Source organism: Vandammella animalimorsus (assembly GCF_002285265.1).
In the GTDB taxonomy this organism is placed as follows: domain Bacteria; phylum Pseudomonadota; class Gammaproteobacteria; order Burkholderiales; family Burkholderiaceae_C; genus Lampropedia.
On the sequence record NZ_NSJB01000008.1, the window covers coordinates 14608 to 29947 of the forward strand.

18 protein-coding genes are annotated in these 15340 nt (G+C 64.6%); 14 read left to right on the top strand and 4 right to left on the bottom strand.

Annotated elements, in window-relative coordinates:
• Positions 1-13 precede the first annotated feature (13 nt).
• Complete coding sequence (locus CK625_RS09995) at positions 14-1189, top strand: acetyl-CoA C-acyltransferase (RefSeq protein WP_095540177.1); 1176 nt, start codon at positions 14-16, stop codon at positions 1187-1189.
• A gap of 138 nt (positions 1190-1327) precedes the next feature.
• Here CK625_RS09995 and CK625_RS10000 read toward each other — a convergent pair whose 3' ends face one another.
• Positions 1328-2086, bottom strand: coding sequence for an RluA family pseudouridine synthase (locus tag CK625_RS10000; RefSeq protein ID WP_095540259.1), 759 nt, complete (start codon positions 2084-2086; stop codon positions 1328-1330).
• A gap of 243 nt (positions 2087-2329) precedes the next feature.
• Between CK625_RS10000 and pstS the strand changes: the two genes are divergently transcribed.
• The 6 genes from pstS to phoB all read left to right on the top strand — a co-directional run bounded on the left by pstS (position 2330) and on the right by phoB (position 7704).
• On the top strand, positions 2330-3370 hold the full coding sequence (gene pstS, locus CK625_RS10005; protein ID WP_095540178.1) for a phosphate ABC transporter substrate-binding protein PstS: 1041 nt from the start codon (positions 2330-2332) through the stop codon (positions 3368-3370).
• 62 nt (positions 3371-3432) lie between these two features.
• Positions 3433-4467: a phosphate ABC transporter permease subunit PstC gene (pstC, locus tag CK625_RS10010; protein WP_238945619.1), complete on the top strand. Its 1035-nt coding sequence runs from the start codon at positions 3433-3435 to the stop codon at positions 4465-4467.
• A gap of 26 nt (positions 4468-4493) precedes the next feature.
• Positions 4494-5357: a phosphate ABC transporter permease PstA gene (pstA, locus tag CK625_RS10015; RefSeq protein WP_095540261.1), complete on the top strand. Its 864-nt coding sequence runs from the start codon at positions 4494-4496 to the stop codon at positions 5355-5357.
• Between the two features lie 53 nt (positions 5358-5410).
• Positions 5411-6193 carry a phosphate ABC transporter ATP-binding protein PstB gene (gene pstB / locus CK625_RS10020; protein WP_172425136.1) on the top strand — a complete coding sequence of 261 codons (783 nt, stop codon included), beginning with the start codon at positions 5411-5413 and terminating at the stop codon, positions 6191-6193.
• 42 nt (positions 6194-6235) lie between these two features.
• Positions 6236-6937, top strand: coding sequence for a phosphate signaling complex protein PhoU (gene phoU / locus CK625_RS10025; RefSeq protein ID WP_095540180.1), 702 nt, complete (start codon positions 6236-6238; stop codon positions 6935-6937).
• 50 nt (positions 6938-6987) lie between these two features.
• Complete coding sequence (gene phoB / locus CK625_RS10030; protein WP_095540181.1) at positions 6988-7704, top strand: phosphate regulon transcriptional regulator PhoB; 717 nt, start codon at positions 6988-6990, stop codon at positions 7702-7704.
• A gap of 85 nt (positions 7705-7789) precedes the next feature.
• On the opposite strand, the gene lipA is transcribed toward phoB, so the two are convergent.
• Genes lipA through CK625_RS10045 form a run of 3 tightly spaced genes read right to left on the bottom strand, consistent with a single transcriptional unit; the run spans position 7790 to position 9795 of the window.
• Positions 7790-8782, bottom strand: coding sequence for a lipoyl synthase (gene lipA / locus CK625_RS10035; protein ID WP_095540182.1), 993 nt, complete (start codon positions 8780-8782; stop codon positions 7790-7792).
• Complete coding sequence (lipB, locus tag CK625_RS10040) at positions 8779-9483, bottom strand: lipoyl(octanoyl) transferase LipB (RefSeq protein ID WP_095540183.1); 705 nt, start codon at positions 9481-9483, stop codon at positions 8779-8781. The genes lipA and lipB overlap by 4 nt, the downstream gene beginning before the upstream one ends.
• A gap of 24 nt (positions 9484-9507) precedes the next feature.
• Positions 9508-9795, bottom strand: coding sequence for an HP0495 family protein (locus tag CK625_RS10045; RefSeq protein WP_095540262.1), 288 nt, complete (start codon positions 9793-9795; stop codon positions 9508-9510).
• A 187-nt stretch (positions 9796-9982) separates the two neighbouring features.
• Between CK625_RS10045 and CK625_RS10050 the strand changes: the two genes are divergently transcribed.
• The 7 genes from CK625_RS10050 (at position 9983) to atpG (ending at position 15323) form a co-directional block, all read left to right on the top strand.
• On the top strand, positions 9983-10480 hold the full coding sequence (locus tag CK625_RS10050) for an ATP synthase subunit I (RefSeq protein ID WP_095540184.1): 498 nt from the start codon (positions 9983-9985) through the stop codon (positions 10478-10480).
• A gap of 13 nt (positions 10481-10493) precedes the next feature.
• Positions 10494-11372: a F0F1 ATP synthase subunit A gene (gene atpB / locus CK625_RS10055; protein ID WP_095540185.1), complete on the top strand. Its 879-nt coding sequence runs from the start codon at positions 10494-10496 to the stop codon at positions 11370-11372.
• Between the two features lie 103 nt (positions 11373-11475).
• Entirely contained in the window at positions 11476-11736 is a 261-nt protein-coding gene (gene atpE / locus CK625_RS10060; RefSeq protein WP_420823123.1) for a F0F1 ATP synthase subunit C, read from the top strand.
• A gap of 33 nt (positions 11737-11769) precedes the next feature.
• A complete protein-coding gene (locus CK625_RS10065) occupies positions 11770-12240 on the top strand; it encodes a F0F1 ATP synthase subunit B (protein WP_095540186.1) in 471 nt (156 codons plus the stop codon).
• A gap of 12 nt (positions 12241-12252) precedes the next feature.
• Entirely contained in the window at positions 12253-12786 is a 534-nt protein-coding gene (locus tag CK625_RS10070; RefSeq protein WP_095540187.1) for a F0F1 ATP synthase subunit delta, read from the top strand.
• Between the two features lie 71 nt (positions 12787-12857).
• Complete coding sequence (gene atpA / locus CK625_RS10075) at positions 12858-14411, top strand: F0F1 ATP synthase subunit alpha (protein ID WP_095540188.1); 1554 nt, start codon at positions 12858-12860, stop codon at positions 14409-14411.
• 36 nt (positions 14412-14447) lie between these two features.
• On the top strand, positions 14448-15323 hold the full coding sequence (gene atpG, locus CK625_RS10080; protein ID WP_095540189.1) for a F0F1 ATP synthase subunit gamma: 876 nt from the start codon (positions 14448-14450) through the stop codon (positions 15321-15323).
• Positions 15324-15340: the final 17 nt, after the last annotated feature.

The window sequence follows — 15340 nt, forward strand, 5'->3', positions numbered from 1 at the left end:
AAGGATTACCGACATGACCAATGCAGTGATTGTTTCCACCGCACGCACGCCTCTGGCCAAGAGCTTCAAGGGCTCGTTCAACCTCACGCACGGCGCCACGCTGGGCGCGCACGCCGTCAAGCACGCCGTCGAGCGCGCCGGCATCGAGGCGGCCGACATCGAGGACGTGCTCATGGGCTGCGCCACGCCCGAAGGCGCCACCGGCGCCAATATCGCGCGCCAGATCGCCGTGCTCGCCGGCCTGCCCATCAGCGTCTCGGGCCAGACCATCAACCGCTTCTGCTCCTCGGGCCTGCAAACCATTGCCACGGCCGCGCAGCGCATCATCGCCGGCGAGGGCGATGTGTTCGTCGCCGGCGGCGTCGAGAGCATCTCCTGCGTCGCGCCGGTGATGAACCAGCACATGCTGATGGACCCGGAGCTGGCCAAGCTCAAGCCGGAAATTTATTGGTCCATGCTGCAAACGGCCGAGCAGGTGGCCAAGCGCTACCACATCACGCGCGAGCAGATGGACGAGTACGGCGCAGCCAGCCAGCAAAAAGCCACGGCGGCGCTGGAGGCCGGGCTGTTTACCGAGGAGATCGCCCCCATCACCGTGATGGCCGGCGTGGCCGACCCCAAGACCGGCATGCGCACCAAGCGCGTGACCGTCTCGCAGGACGAGGGCATTCGCCCCGGCACGACGGTGGACGCCATCAAGAACATCAAGCCGGCCCTGCCCGGCGGCACCATCGCCGCGGGCAATGCCAGCCAGTTCTCCGATGGCGCGGGCGCCTGCGTGCTGGTCAGCGAGGACTACGCCGGCCGCCATGGCCTCAAGCCGCTGGGGCGCTTCCTGGGCTTTGCCGTGGCCGGCTGCGAGCCCGATGAAATGGGCATCGGCCCGGTCTTTGCCGTGCCCAAGGTGCTCAAGAAGCTGGGCCTGAAGGTCGAGGACATCGACCTGTGGGAGCTCAACGAAGCCTTTGCCGTGCAGGTCATCTACTGCCGCGACAAGCTGGGCATCCCGCCCGAGAAGCTCAACGTCAACGGCGGCGCCATCGCCGTGGGCCACCCCTACGGCGTCTCCGGCCAGCGCCTGACCGGCCACGCGCTGATCGAAGGCAAGCGCCGTGGCGCCAAGAAAGTCATGGTGACCATGTGCATCGGCGGCGGCATGGGCGCTGCCGGCGTGTTCGAAGTGCTTTGAGTGATGCCATGCATGCCGGCCAGCGGCCTGGCATGCACCGCAGCAAAACCAAAGGCGCAGCCTGTCACAGGGCTGCGCCTTTTGCACTCTGGCGTTTGGTGTGCTGCCGTTTGTGTTCTGCCGGGTGCCAGAGCCTGTTCAAAACTCGGCGGGCGATTCAAAGAACATGGGCTTGCCGCTGATGGGGTGCTCAAAGCCCAGCTCGCGCGCGTGCAGCAGCAGGCGCGGCGCGGCATTGAGGGCTGCGCCCTGGGCGTAGAGCGGATCGCCCAGGATGGGGTGGCCGATGCTTTGCAGGTGCACGCGCAGCTGGTGCGTGCGGCCGGTGATGGGCTCCAGATCCAGCCGGGTGTGGGCGATGGGGTAGTGCGGCGCACCGGGCGGGGCGGGCAGCACGCGCCAGCGCGTCTGGCTGGGCTTGCCCTGCACTTCATCGACGATGTGCAGCGGGCGGCGCTCCCAATCGAGGGCCAGCGGCTTGTCGATCAGGCCCCAGCCGGGCTCGGCGGCGTTGCCATCGCCAGGGCTGGAAGGCGGCGTGGCCAGCTGCCCGGCCAGCTGCCCAGCCACGACGGCGGTATAGCGCTTGTGCACCTGCCGCTGCGCAAAGGCGATGGACAGCAGGCGGTGCACCTGCGGGCTGCGCGCCATGACCAGCAGCCCGGAGGTGGACATGTCCAGCCGGTGCACGATCAGCGCATTGCGCCAGTACTGCTGCGCGCGCCAGGCCAGTGAGTCGCGCTTGTGCTCGCCGCGCCCGGGCACGCTCAGCAGCTCGTGGGGCTTGAACAGCACCAGCAGGTGCTTGTCCTCGTACAGCGCGCGGGGCTTGCTCCAGGCGCTGCGGCTGGGCGGGGCGTCGGGGGCAGGCGGGTCGTCGAAAGCGTCGGCAGGCATGGGCGGGCAGGTGATGGGCTGTGGGATGGGGCCGGGATGGGCCAGGGCGCATTGGCGCGCGGCAGCGGCGCGGGGCGCGCGAGGGTAACAGAAAGACAGCGCCGTAGGGGTGGCGGTGGCCAAGCCTGTCATACAGACGTCACAAAGCCTTTTTACAGTGCGCGGCGTCAGTGCTCAGGGCTTTCTTGTCGGGCGCGCTGACGACTTCTCCCATCACCCCCCGATCCATCCATGAGGAATCCGATGAGCAAGTTTGTTTTCCATGCAATGGCCGCGTGCAGCCTGGCCTTGTCCGTGGCGGGCAGCGCCTGGGCGCAGGACGTCAATGGCGCGGGCGCGAGTTTTCCGGCGCCGGTGTATGCCAAGTGGGCTTCGGACTACCACGCGGCCACGCAGCTGCGCATCAATTACCAGTCGGTGGGCTCCAGCGCGGGGCTGCGCCAGATCGAGGCGCGCACGGTGGATTTTGGCGCCTCCGATGCGCCGCTCAAGGACGAGGCGCTCAAGGACAAGGGGCTGGTGCAGTTCCCCACCGTGATCGGCGGCATCGTGCCGGTGGTCAACATCAAGGGGGTGGAGCCAGGCCAGCTGCGCCTGACCGGGCCGGTGCTGGCCGACATTTACCTGGGCAAGGTGCGCAAGTGGAGCGATGCGGCGATCCAGTCGCTCAACCCGGAGCTGAAGCTGCCCGATGACCAGATCGCCGTGGTGCGCCGCGCCGATGGCTCGGGCACGACGTTTGGCTTTACCAATTACCTCAGCCAGGTCAGCCAGGCCTGGAAGGAGCAGGTGGGCGAGGGCTCGGCCGTGAAGTGGCCCACCGGCTCGGGCGGCAAGGGCAATGAGGGCGTGGCCGCCTTCGTCAGCCGCCTGCCCAGCTCCATCGGCTATGTGGAATACGCCTACGCCAAGCAGAACAAGATTGCCTATGCGCAATTGCAGAACAAGGACGGGCAGTTCGTGCACCCGGGCGAGGCGTCCTTCAAGGCCGCGGCCGAAGGCGCCGATTGGCAAAACAGTTTCTACCAGGTGCTCAACAACAAGCCGGGCGCGGCCGCATGGCCGATCACCACGACGACCTACATCCTGATGCACGCCAAGCAGGACAACGCCGGCAAGGCGGCGGCCACGCTGAAGTTCTTCGACTGGGCCTATCAGCATGGCGATGCGCCGGCGGCCTCGCTGGACTATGTGGCGCTGCCCGCCAGCGTCAAGGACATGGTGCGCAAGCAGTGGGCCGAGGGCATCCGCGATGCGGCGGGCCAGCCCATTGCCTGGCAGTGATAGGACGGCTGCAGCGCGCTGCTGCAGCGTGAACCATGCGATGCAACACACAAGAGGCGGCCATGTCTGATGCCTTGACCATGCCTGCGGTGAACACCGCTGGCCCCGATCCCCAGGCCCGCCAGCAGCCGCTGCGGCAAGAGGGGCCCAAGCTGCCGCAGCGCAGGGTCGGCAGGCTGCCCGATCTGCTCTTTGGCCTGCTCACGCGCGGCGCGGCCGTGCTGACGCTGGCCGCGCTGGCGGGCATCATGGTGTCGCTGCTGGTGGCGGCCTGGCCGGCGATCCAGGCCTTTGGCCTGGGCTTTGTCTTCAACGCCGAATGGGATCCGGTGCTGGAGGAGTTCGGCGGCCTGTCGATGATTTATGGCACGCTGGCCACGTCGCTGATTGCGCTGCTCATTGCGGTGCCGGTGAGCTTTGGCATCGCGCTGTTTTTGACCGAGCTGGCCCCGCCCTGGCTCAAGCGCCCGCTGGGCACGGCCATTGAGCTGTTGGCGGCCGTGCCCTCGATCGTCTATGGCATGTGGGGGCTGATGGTGTTCGGCCCGGTGCTGGTGGAGTATTTCCAAAAGCCGCTGCAGGCCTTGCTGGGCGATGTGCCGGTGCTGGGGGCGCTGTTTGGCGGCGTGCCCATGGGCATTGGCCTGCTGCCGGCGGGCATCATCCTGGCGATCATGATCATTCCCTACATCGCGGCGGTGATGCGCGATGTGTTCGAGGTCACGCCGGCGCTGCTCAAAGAGTCGGCCTATGGCCTGGGCGCGACGACCTGGGAGGTGGTCTGGAAGGTGGTGCTGCCCTACACCAAGGCCGGCGTGATCGGCGGCATCATGCTGGGGCTGGGGCGCGCGCTGGGCGAGACCATGGCCGTGACTTTTGTGATCGGCAACGTGGCGCAGCTCTCGGCCTCGCTGTTCGATCCGGCCAGCAGCATCACCGCCACGCTGGCCAATGAGTTTGCCGAGGCCAGCGCCGGGCTGCACCAGGCCTCGCTGTTCTATCTGGGCGCGCTGCTGTTTTTCATCACCTTCGTGGTGCTGGCGCTGTCCAAGCTGTTGCTGCTGCACCTGCAAAAGGGCGAAGGGAGAAAGTCATGAACCAGTCGCCCAAGCAGGCCAGGCCGATGGCCAGACCAGGCAGCCCCGAGCAGCGGGCGCAGCTCTTTGCGCGCCGCAAGCGCGTCAACGCGCTGGCCATTGCGCTGTCGCTGCTGGCCATGGTGCTGGGCGTGTTCTGGCTGTTGTGGATTTTGTGGGAGACGCTGCGCCAGGGCCTGGGCGGGTTGAGCTGGGCGCTGTTCACGCAATCAACCCCGGCGCCCAACACGCCCGGCGGCCTGGCCAATGCGCTGTATGGCTCTTTCGTGATGGTGCTGCTGGCCACCTTCGTGGCCACGCCCATTGGCATTCTGGCGGGCATCAGCCTGGCGGAGTTCAACCCCAAGGGCTGGCTGGCCTCGACCACGCGCTTTGTCAACGACATCCTGCTCTCGGCGCCCAGCATCGTCATCGGCCTGTTCGTCTACGCCATCGTCGTGGCCCGGTTCAAGGGCTTTTCGGCCTATGCCGGGGCCTTTGCGCTGGGGCTGCTGGTGGTGCCGGTGGTGCTGCGCACCACCGAGAACATGCTGATGCTGGTGCCCAACGGCTTGCGTGAGGCGGCCTATGCGCTGGGCGCGCCCAAGTGGAAGGTGATCTGCATGGTCACGCTGCGCGCGGCGCGCTCGGGCGTCATCACCGGCATGCTGCTGGCCGTGGCGCGCATCTCGGGCGAGACCGCGCCGCTGCTGTTCACCTCGCTGAACAACCAGTTCTGGAACACCGACATGGGCCAGCCCATGGCCAGCCTGCCGGTGGTGATCTTCCAGTTCGCCATGAGCCCCTATGAGAACTGGCAGCAACTGGCCTGGGCCGGGGTGTTTCTCATCACGCTGGCGGTGCTGGGCCTGAATGTGCTGGCGCGCTATGTGACGCGCCAAAAGCGCTGAGCGCAGCAGCGCATGTTTTCCCCCGAATCATCCAACCCCAAGGAAATCCGCCCATGAACACGGCTATGAGCCAACCGCAGGAGCCGGCCAAGATTGCGGTGCGCAATCTGAATTTCTATTACGGCAAGTTCCATGCGCTTAAGAACATCAGCATGGAGATCCCAGAGAAGAAGGTCACGGCCTTCATCGGCCCCTCGGGCTGCGGCAAGTCCACGCTGCTGCGCACCTTCAACCGCATGTTCGAGCTCTACCCCGAGCAGCGCGCCGAGGGCCAGATCATGCTCGACGGCGAGAACCTGCTCTCGCGCAACCTGGACGTGGCGCTGGTGCGCGCGCGTGTGGGCATGGTGTTCCAAAAGCCCACGCCGTTTCCGATGTCGGTCTATGACAACGTGGCTTTTGGCGTGCGCCTGTTCGAGCGCCTGTCCAAGTCGGAGATGGACGACCGCGTCGAGAGCGCGCTGCGCAAGGCGGCGCTGTGGGACGAGGTCAAGGACAAGCTGCATCAGAGCGGCTCGGGCCTCTCGGGCGGGCAGCAGCAGCGCCTGTGCATTGCGCGCGGCATTGCCGTGATGCCCGAGGTGCTGCTGCTCGACGAGCCCTGCTCGGCGCTCGATCCGCTCTCGACCAGCAAGATCGAGGAGCTGATCGAGGAGCTCAAGGACGAGTACACCGTGGTCATCGTCACGCACAACATGCAGCAGGCCGCGCGCTGCAGCGATTACACCGCCTACATGTACCTGGGCGATCTGATGGAGTTCGGCCCCACCAAGGAGCTGTTCATCAAGCCCCAGCGCAAGGAAACCGAGGACTACATCACCGGCCGTTTTGGCTGAGGCGCGGCCGCCGCGCCGCCACTGCCGCAAGGAGCTTTGCCCATGCCAGACCAACATTCTTCGTCGCAGTTCGATGCCGAGCTCAAGTCCATTTCCGCCCGCATCATGGAAATGGGCGGCCTGGTCGAATCGCAGATCAAGTACGCCATCGAGGCCCTGAGCCATTTCGACGCGCACGCCGTCGAGCTGATTGCGCGCCTGGAAGACCGCGTCAACGCGCTGGAGGTGGACATCGACGCCGATCTCTCGACCATCATCGCCACGCGCCAGCCCACGGCCAAGGACTTGCGCATGCTGCTGTCCATCTCCAAGGCCACCTCCAACCTGGAGCGCATCGGCGATGAGTCCAACAAGATGGGCCGCATGATCAAGACCTTGATCGACAGCAGCACGCCGCTGAACCTGCCCATCATGGACTTGAAGTATTCGGGCGAGCTGGCCGCAGCGCAGCTGCGCCGCGCGCTCGATGCGTTTGCGCGCCACGACGTGAGCAACGTGGTGGACATCCTGCGCCAGGACGATGTCATCGACCGCGAGTTCGAGGGCTATGTGCGCAAGCTCGTGACCTACATGATGGAAGACCCGCGCAAGATTTCTCTCAGCATGGAGCTGCTGTTTCTGGCCAAGTCCATCGAGCGCATTGGCGACCATTCCAAGAACCTGGCCGAGCTGATCGTCTTCATGGTCAAGGGCAAGGACGTGCGCCACACCTCGGTGGAGCAGGTGCAGTCGGCGCTGCAATAAAGGCAGGCTGCATCGGCCACGCAGACACGCAGACACAGCAAGAGGAGCCCATGAATACGGCAAGCAATGCCCATGCCGCGCGCGTTCTGATCGTGGAGGACGAGGAGGACATCAGCGAGCTGATCGCCATCAACCTGCGCCACCATGGTTATGAGCCCGTGTGCGTGACCGATGGCGAAGCCGCGCAGCGCGAGATCGACCACATCCTGCCCGACGTCATTCTGCTGGACTGGATGCTGCCGGGCCAAAGCGGCCTGGCGCTGGCGCGCAAATGGCGCAGCCATGCGCGCACCAAGCCCGTGCCGATTCTGATGCTGACCGCGCGCGGCGATGAGCCGGACAAGATCGCCGGGCTGGACGCCGGCGCCGACGACTACCTCACCAAGCCGTTCTCGATCCAGGAGCTGCTCGCGCGCATCCGCGCCGTGCTGCGCCGCCGCGCGCCCGAGCAGGCCGGCGAGGCCGTGCAGATCGGCAAGCTGCACCTGGACGCCGCCGCGCACCGCGTGATGCTGGGCGGGCGGCCCTTGAAGATGGGGCCCACGGAGTTCCGGCTGCTCAATTACCTGATGCAATACCCCGAGCGCGTGCACAGCCGCGCCGCGCTGCTGGACAGGGTCTGGGGCGATCACGTCTTCATCGAGGAGCGCACCGTCGACGTGCACATCAAGCGCCTGCGCGAGGCCCTGGCCGAGGCTGGCAGGATGATCGAAACGGTGCGCGGCGTGGGCTATCGCCTCACGGCCAATCCTGGGGCGCACGGCTGAAGGGCCGGGCGGGCCGCCCGGCCGTTGGCAGATAGGGTCAGAACCTGTTCAAAGCCCCGCAGCTCTGAGATTTTGAACAGGCGGCTCAGGCCAGGGGCAGGCCGGCGGCGTGGGCCTGCTCGTCGGCATGGTAGGAGCTGCGCACCAGCGCGCCGACGGCCGCGTGCGTGAAGCCCATCTTGTAGGCCTCGTCCTCGAACATGCGGAAGGTGTCCGGGTGCACGTAGCGCTTGACGGGCAAATGGCTGCCCGAGGGGGCCAGGTACTGGCCGATGGTCAGCATGTCGATGTCGTGCGCGCGCATGTCGCGCATGACCTGCAGGATTTCCTCGTCGCTCTCGCCCAGGCCCACCATCAGGCCGCTCTTGGTGGGCACGGTGGGGTTGAGCGCCTTGAATTTCTTCAGCAGGTTGAGGCTGAACTGGTAGTCCGAGCCGGGGCGCGCCTGCTTGTACAGGCGCGGCACGGTCTCCAGGTTGTGGTTCATCACATCGGGCGGGGCGGCCAGCAGGATTTGCAGCGCGCGATCGTCGCGGCCGCGGAAGTCGGGCACCAGGATTTCGATCTGCGTGGCCGGCGAGAGCTCGCGCGTGCGCTCGATGCAGGCCACGAAATGGCCGCTGCCGCCGTCGCGCAAATCGTCGCGGTCCACGCTGGTGATGACCACGTAGCGCAGCTTCAGCGCCGCGATGGTCTTGGCCAGGTTCAGCGGCTCCTCCGGATCCAGCGGATCGGGGCGGCCATGGCCCACGTCGCAGAACGGGCAGCGGCGCGTGCACTTGTCGCCCATGATCATGAAGGTGGCCGTGCCCTTGCCGAAGCATTCGCCGATATTGGGGCAGCTGGCCTCCTCGCACACCGTATGCAGCCGGTGCTCGCGCAGGATTTGCTTGATTTCGTAAAAGCGCGTGGAGGGCGAGGCGGCCTTGACGCGGATCCAGTCGGGCTTTTTCAGTACCTCGCCGTGTTCGACCTTGATCGGAATGCGCGCCAGCTTGGCAGCGGCCTTTTGCTTGATCGTGGGGTCGTAGGCGGGCGCCGACGGGGCAGCCGGGTGGACGGTGGGCGGTGTGCTCATGATGGGGGGGTGTGTGGCGGGGCCTTTGCCGGGGGCTGCAATTGCTGGCGCAACTGCGCCACCAGCGTGGCGCTGACGCGCTGCGGGTGCGCGGGCACGCCGATTGTATGCATGTCGGTGGTCGCCAGCGCCTGGTAGCCGCAGGGGTTGATGCGCAGGTAGGGGCTCAGATCCATGGCCACGTTCAGCGCCAGGCCGTGGTAGCTGCGGCCCTGGCTGATTTTGACGCCCAGCGCGGCGATCTTGGCCAGGCCATGGAAGGCCGGGGGCATGCCCGCAGCCTGCGCCGGCAGCGGCGAGGCATCGCCTGGCGCCTGGGGGCGCACGTACACGCCCGGGGCGCCGGCCACCCTGTGCCCGGCGATGCCAAAGGCCTGCAGCGTGCCGATGACGGCCGCCTCCAGCCGGGCCACGTATTCCTTGACGAACAGGCCCTGGCGCTTGAGGTCGATCAGCGGGTAGGCCACGATCTGCCCCGGGCCATGGTAGGTGACCTGGCCGCCGCGCGTGCTGGCCACGACGGGGATGGCGCCGGCATCGAGCACATGGCCCGCATCGGCGGCAATGCCCAGCGTGAACACCGGCCGGTGCTGGCAAACCCAGAGCTCATCGCATTGCGTGGCCGTGCGCGCGGCCGTCCATTGCTGCATGGCCGCAGCAATGGGCGGGTAGTCGACGAGGCCGAGGTGGCGGACGATCACGGCAAGTGGCGGCCCAGGGCAGGCTCAGAGCACCATCTTGGACAGCGGGTGGGCGGTGAGCTCCCGGTAGATGCCATCGAGGTGCTCGCGACTGGTGGCCAGCACCTCGATGGTGATGCCCAGGTACTTGCCTTGCGCGCTCTGGCGCAGCTCGATGGTGGCCGCGTCGAACTGCGGATCGTGGCGTGCGGCGATGGCTTTGACGGCTTCCAGGAATGCGGCGCTGTTCTCGCCCATGACCTTGATGGGAAATGGCGCCGGGAAATCGATCAGCGACTCTTGGGGCGGGGTGGAGCTGGAATCTTGGGGCATGGCGGGCGAGCTGGGGCAGGCGAGGAAAAAAAGCGGCATCGCTGCAAGCAGCCTGCCGATTGTAGAGAGCACAGCCATGCACATGGGGGCGTGCGGGCGCTGCGCAAGGGCATTCCTATAATCGCGCGCTTTTGCCCGGGCGCTGGCGTCCAGCGGAGTTTGCCGGGCCTGCAGGGAGAGGCAAGACATGCTTGACGGGCAACAGCCGCCAGCGCGCGCGCAGACAGAAAAAGGCTTGGCATGGGATGAGCGGGAGCCGGACGAGGACGTGCATGCCCCGCCCCTGGATGCCGAGCAGGCCGCGCAATGGCGACTGCGCCACCGCGCCATTTCCCCCTGGCAGGTGCTGCTCTGGCAAGGGCTGGCGGCGCTGCTGGGCGGCGGCGCGCTTTGGCTGGTTTTGCAAGAAAGTGTGGCTATAATCTCGTGGTTTTACGGGTACCTGGCGATTGCGCTGCCCGCTGCGCTGTACGCCAAGGTGGTGGTCAGCCAGCCTGGGCTGACGGCCTTGGTCGCGCATGAAATGCTCAAGCTGCTGCTGACAGTGGTTTTGCTGGCGCTGGCCCCCGTTGTGCTTGGCAAGGTGAGCTGGCTGGCATTGCTGCTGGCGGTGGTGCTGAGCGTCAATATGTACTGGATCGCCCCGATTTGGCTGGCGCGCTCCGGTGAGATTCGCAACGATTGAAAAGAGTTGGCTTATGGCGGCGAATGCTGAAGGACAGACGGCAAGCGAGTACATCGTTCACCACTTGGGTCATTGGACCAACCTCAAGCAAGGCTTCATCGTTGATTTCTCGGTCGTCAACTACGACTCGATCCTGATTGCCCTGGGCCTGGGGCTGCTGGGCGTCTATGTGCTGTACCGGGCTGCCAAGAAGGCCACCTCCGGCGTGCCGGGGCGCTTTCAGGCGGCGGTGGAGCTGCTGGTGGAAATGGTCGATGGCCAGGCCAAGGCCAATATCCACAATGCCGAAAGCCGCAAATTCATCGCGCCCCTGGCGCTGACCGTGTTCGTCTGGATCTTCCTGATGAACGCCATGGACTTGCTGCCGGTGGATTTGCTGCCTCATCTGTGGGCCAAGGGTTATGAGGCTGCGGGCGCTGATCCGCACCATGCCTATCTGCGCGTTGTGCCGACGGCCGACCTGTCGACCACTTTCGGTCTGTCGATCGCGGTGCTGCTGCTGTGCCTGTATTACTCGGTGAAGATCAAGGGCTGGGGCGGCTGGGCCCATGAGCTGGTGACTGCACCCTTCGGCACTTCGAAGAACCCCATCTTTGCCGTGATCCTCGGGGTGGTGAACTTCCTGATGCAGATCATCGAGTACGTCTCCAAGACCGTCTCGCATGGCATGCGGTTGTTTGGCAACATGTATGCGGGCGAGCTGGTGTTCATGCTGATTGCCCTGATGGGTGGCTATGCGGCTCTTTCCATGGGTGGCGCGCTGCTGGGTCTGGGGCATGTGATTGCCGGCACGATCTGGGCGGTGTTCCATATTCTGGTGATTACTCTGCAGGCGTTCATTTTCATGATGCTTGCGCTGATTTACCTGGGTCAGGCGCACAGCGCGCACTGATGGGTATTGGTGGCGGCGCTCTGTCAACGCGCAAGGGTTGATGGGGCGCTGTTGCCGTGGCTTCGTTTCTTTTTCTCAACCTCCACTAACTGAAGGAAAAATCATGGAAATCATTGGCAACATCAACGGTCTGGTTGCTCTGGCTTGTGGTCTGATCGTGGGCCTGGGTGCCATTGGTGCCTCGATCGGTATCGCACTGATGGGCGGCAAGTTCCTGGAGTCCTCGGCACGTCAGCCTGAGCTGATCAACGACCTGCAAACCAAGATGTTCATTCTGGCTGGTCTGATCGATGCTGCCTTCCTGATCGGTGTGGCCATTGCTCTGCTGTTCGCTTTCGCAAACCCCTTCGTTCCGACGGTCTGATTTCGTTCAACGCCACGTTAAGGAGGTGTTGCAATGAATATCAATTCGACACTGTTCTTTCAGGCCATTGTGTTCTTGATTTTGGTGTGGTTCACGATGAAATTCGTGTGGCCGCCCATTGTCAAGGCCCTGGATGAGAGAGCGCAAAAGATCGCCGATGGCCTGGCTGCGGCCGACAAGGCCAAGTCCGACCTGGCGGCGGCCAATCAGCGCGTGGAGCAGCAGCTGGCCCAGTCGCGCGACGAGACGGCTTCCCTGCTGGCCGATGCCGAGCGCCGCGCGCAGGCCATCGTCAACGAGGCCAAGTCCCGCGCCACGCAAGAGGCCGAAAAGATTCTGGCCCAGGCCAAGTCCGACGCCGATCAGCAACTGGCCCAGGCGCGCGAATCCCTGCGCGATCAGGTGGCCGTGCTGGCCGTCAAGGGTGCGGAGCAGATTCTTCGCAAAGAGGTGAATGCGGGCGTGCACGCCGACCTGCTCAATCGCCTCAAGGCCGAGCTGTAAAGGGGGTGCGACATGGCGGAATTGGCCACGATTGCACGCCCTTATGCCGAGGCCTTGTACAAGGCGGCGGGTGATGCCGATGCGGCGCAGACGCAGCAATGGCTGGACGTGTTTGCGGCCGTGGCTGCAGATGCCGAGGTCTTGCGCGTTGCGCAAAGCCCCAAGGTCAGCCAGGACGATGTGATGGCATTGTTCGGTGGCATCAGTGGGCAGGAGCTGCCTGCGCTGGCGCGCAACTTCTTGAAGGTGGTGGTCGAGAATGGCCGCCTTGCCGTGCTGCCGCAGGTCGCCCAGCAATTTCGTGCCTTGAGCAATGCACGTCTGGGTGTGGCCGATGCCGTGGTTTACAGCGCCTTCCCCTTGTCCGAGGCGCAATTGCAGGAACTGCGGCCTTCGCTGGAGCAGCGCTTTGCGCGCAAGCTCAATCTGTCGGTCGAGCTCGACGAGTCATTGATTGGCGGCGTTCGGGTGGTTGTGGGCGATGAAGAATTCGACGCTTCAGTCAAGGCCCGTCTGGAACAAATGAAAGCAGTGTTGACCGCTTGATCGGTACGCAAGTACGGAACTCGCAAGTGCGTGTGACCCTGTAGTCAAAATCAAGCAACAAGGAACGAGTCATGCAACTCAATCCAGCAGAAATTTCCGAGCTGATCAAAAGCCGCATCGAAGGGCTGGAATCCAGTGCCGATGTGCGCAATCAAGGGACCGTGGTGTCGGTCACTGATGGCATTGTCCGCGTTCATGGCCTGTCCGAGGTGATGCAGGGTGAAATGCTGGAGTTCCCAGCAGACAAGAGCGGCAACCCCACGTATGGCCTGGCGCTGAACCTGGAGCGCGACTCCGTCGGCGCGGTGATTCTGGGTGAGTACGAGCACATCTCCGAAGGCGACGTGGTCAAGACCACGGGCCGCATTCTGGAAGTGCCTGTCGGCCCCGAGCTGGTGGGCCGCGTGGTCAACGCGCTGGGTCAGCCCATCGACGGCAAGGGCCCGATCAACGCCCAACAAACCGACGTGATCGAAAAAGTCGCCCCCGGCGTGATCGCTCGCCAGTCCGTGGACCAGCCGCTGCAGACCGGCCTGAAGTCCATCGACTCCATGGTGCCGATCGGCCGTGGCCAGCGCGAGCTGATCATTGGCGACCGCCAGACCGGCAAGACGGCCGTGGCCATCGACGCCATCATCAACCAGAAGGGCCAGGGCGTTACCTGCATCTACGTGGCCATCGGCCAGAAGGCCTCGTCGGTGAAGAACGTGGTGCGCGCCCTGGAGCAGGCCGGCGCCATGGAGTACACCATCGTCGTTGCTGCCACGGCTTCGGAGTCGGCTGCGATGCAGTACGTCTCGGCCTATTCGGGTTGCACCATGGGCGAGTACTTCCGTGACCGTGGCCAGGATGCGCTGATCGTTTATGACGACCTGTCCAAGCAGGCCGTGGCCTACCGTCAGGTGTCGCTGCTGCTGCGCCGCCCGCCCGGCCGCGAAGCCTTCCCTGGCGACGTGTTCTATCTGCACAGCCGCCTGCTGGAGCGCGCCGCCCGCGTGAATGCCGACTATGTCGAAGAGTTCACCAAGGGCGAGGTCAAGGGCAAGACTGGCTCGCTGACCGCGCTGCCCATCATCGAAACCCAGGCCGGCGACGTGTCCGCCTTCGTGCCCACCAACGTGATCTCCATCACGGACGGCCAGATCTTCCTGGAAACCAACCTGTTCAACGCAGGCATCCGTCCTGCCATCAACGCTGGTATTTCCGTCTCGCGCGTCGGTGGCGCTGCGCAGACCAAGCTGATCAAGGGCCTGTCCGGCGGTATCCGTACCGACTTGGCTCAGTACCGTGAACTGGCAGCGTTCGCTCAGTTCGCCTCCGACCTGGACGAGGCCACGCGCAAGCAGCTCGACCGCGGTGCGCGCGTGACCGAGCTGCTCAAGCAGCCGCAGTACTCGCCGCTGAACATCGCCCTGATGGCCGCTTCGCTGTTTGCCGTCAACAAGGGCTATCTGGACGACGTCGAGGTCAAGCGCGTGCTGGACTTCGAAAAAGGCCTGCACCAATACCTGCAGACCTCGCATGGCGCGCTGCTCGACAAGCTGCTGAGCAACAAGGCGATGGACAAGGACGCGGAAGCCGAGCTGACCTCCGCCATTGAATCCTTCAAGAGATCGTTCGCCTGATTGCTGGCGCACTGACCTCAAGCACAGGAGTTTTCTATGGCAGCAGGAAAGGAAATACGCGGCAAGATCAAATCGGTGGAAAACACCAAGAAGATCACCAAGGCCATGGAAATGGTGGCTGCGTCCAAGATGCGCAAGGCACAGGAGCGCATGCAGGCTGCACGCCCCTACAGCGACAAGATCCGCACCATTGCTGCCCACCTGGCAGCAGCCAACCCTGAGTATCGTCACCCCTTCATGGTGCAAAACGATGCCAAGGCGGCCGGGATGATCGTCGTGACCACCGACAAGGGGTTGTGCGGCGGCATGAACACCAACGTGTTGCGCGCCGTGACCAACAAGATTGGCGAGTTGCAGAAAAAAGGCGATGCCATCCGTGCGGTGGCCATCGGCGGCAAGGGGTTGGGCTTTCTCAACCGCATTGGCGCGCCGGTGGTGGCCGAGGCCACAGCGCTGGGCGATACCCCGCGCATCGATGCATTGATCGGCCCCGTCAAGGTGCTGCTCGATGCCTATGTGGCCGGTGAAATCAATGCCGTTTATCTGAGCTACACCCGATTCATCAACACCATGCGTCAGGAGTCGGTGATCGAGCAGCTTCTGCCGCTGCAGCCAGAGCATTTGAGCGGGCAGCCGGGGCAGAAGAAGGCTGCCGATTGGGACTACATCTACGAGCCCGATGCGCAAACGGTCATCGATGAGCTGCTGGTGCGCTACATCGAGTCGTTGATCTACCAGGCCGTGGCCGACAACATGGCCTCGGAGCAATCTGCGCGCATGGTGGCCATGAAGGCCGCCACCGACAACGCGGGCAACGTGATCGACGAGCTCAAACTGGTCTACAACAAGACCCGCCAGGCGGCCATTACGACCGAACTGTCGGAAATCGTCGCAGGCGCGGCTGCCGTCTAAACATATTTGATTGGGAA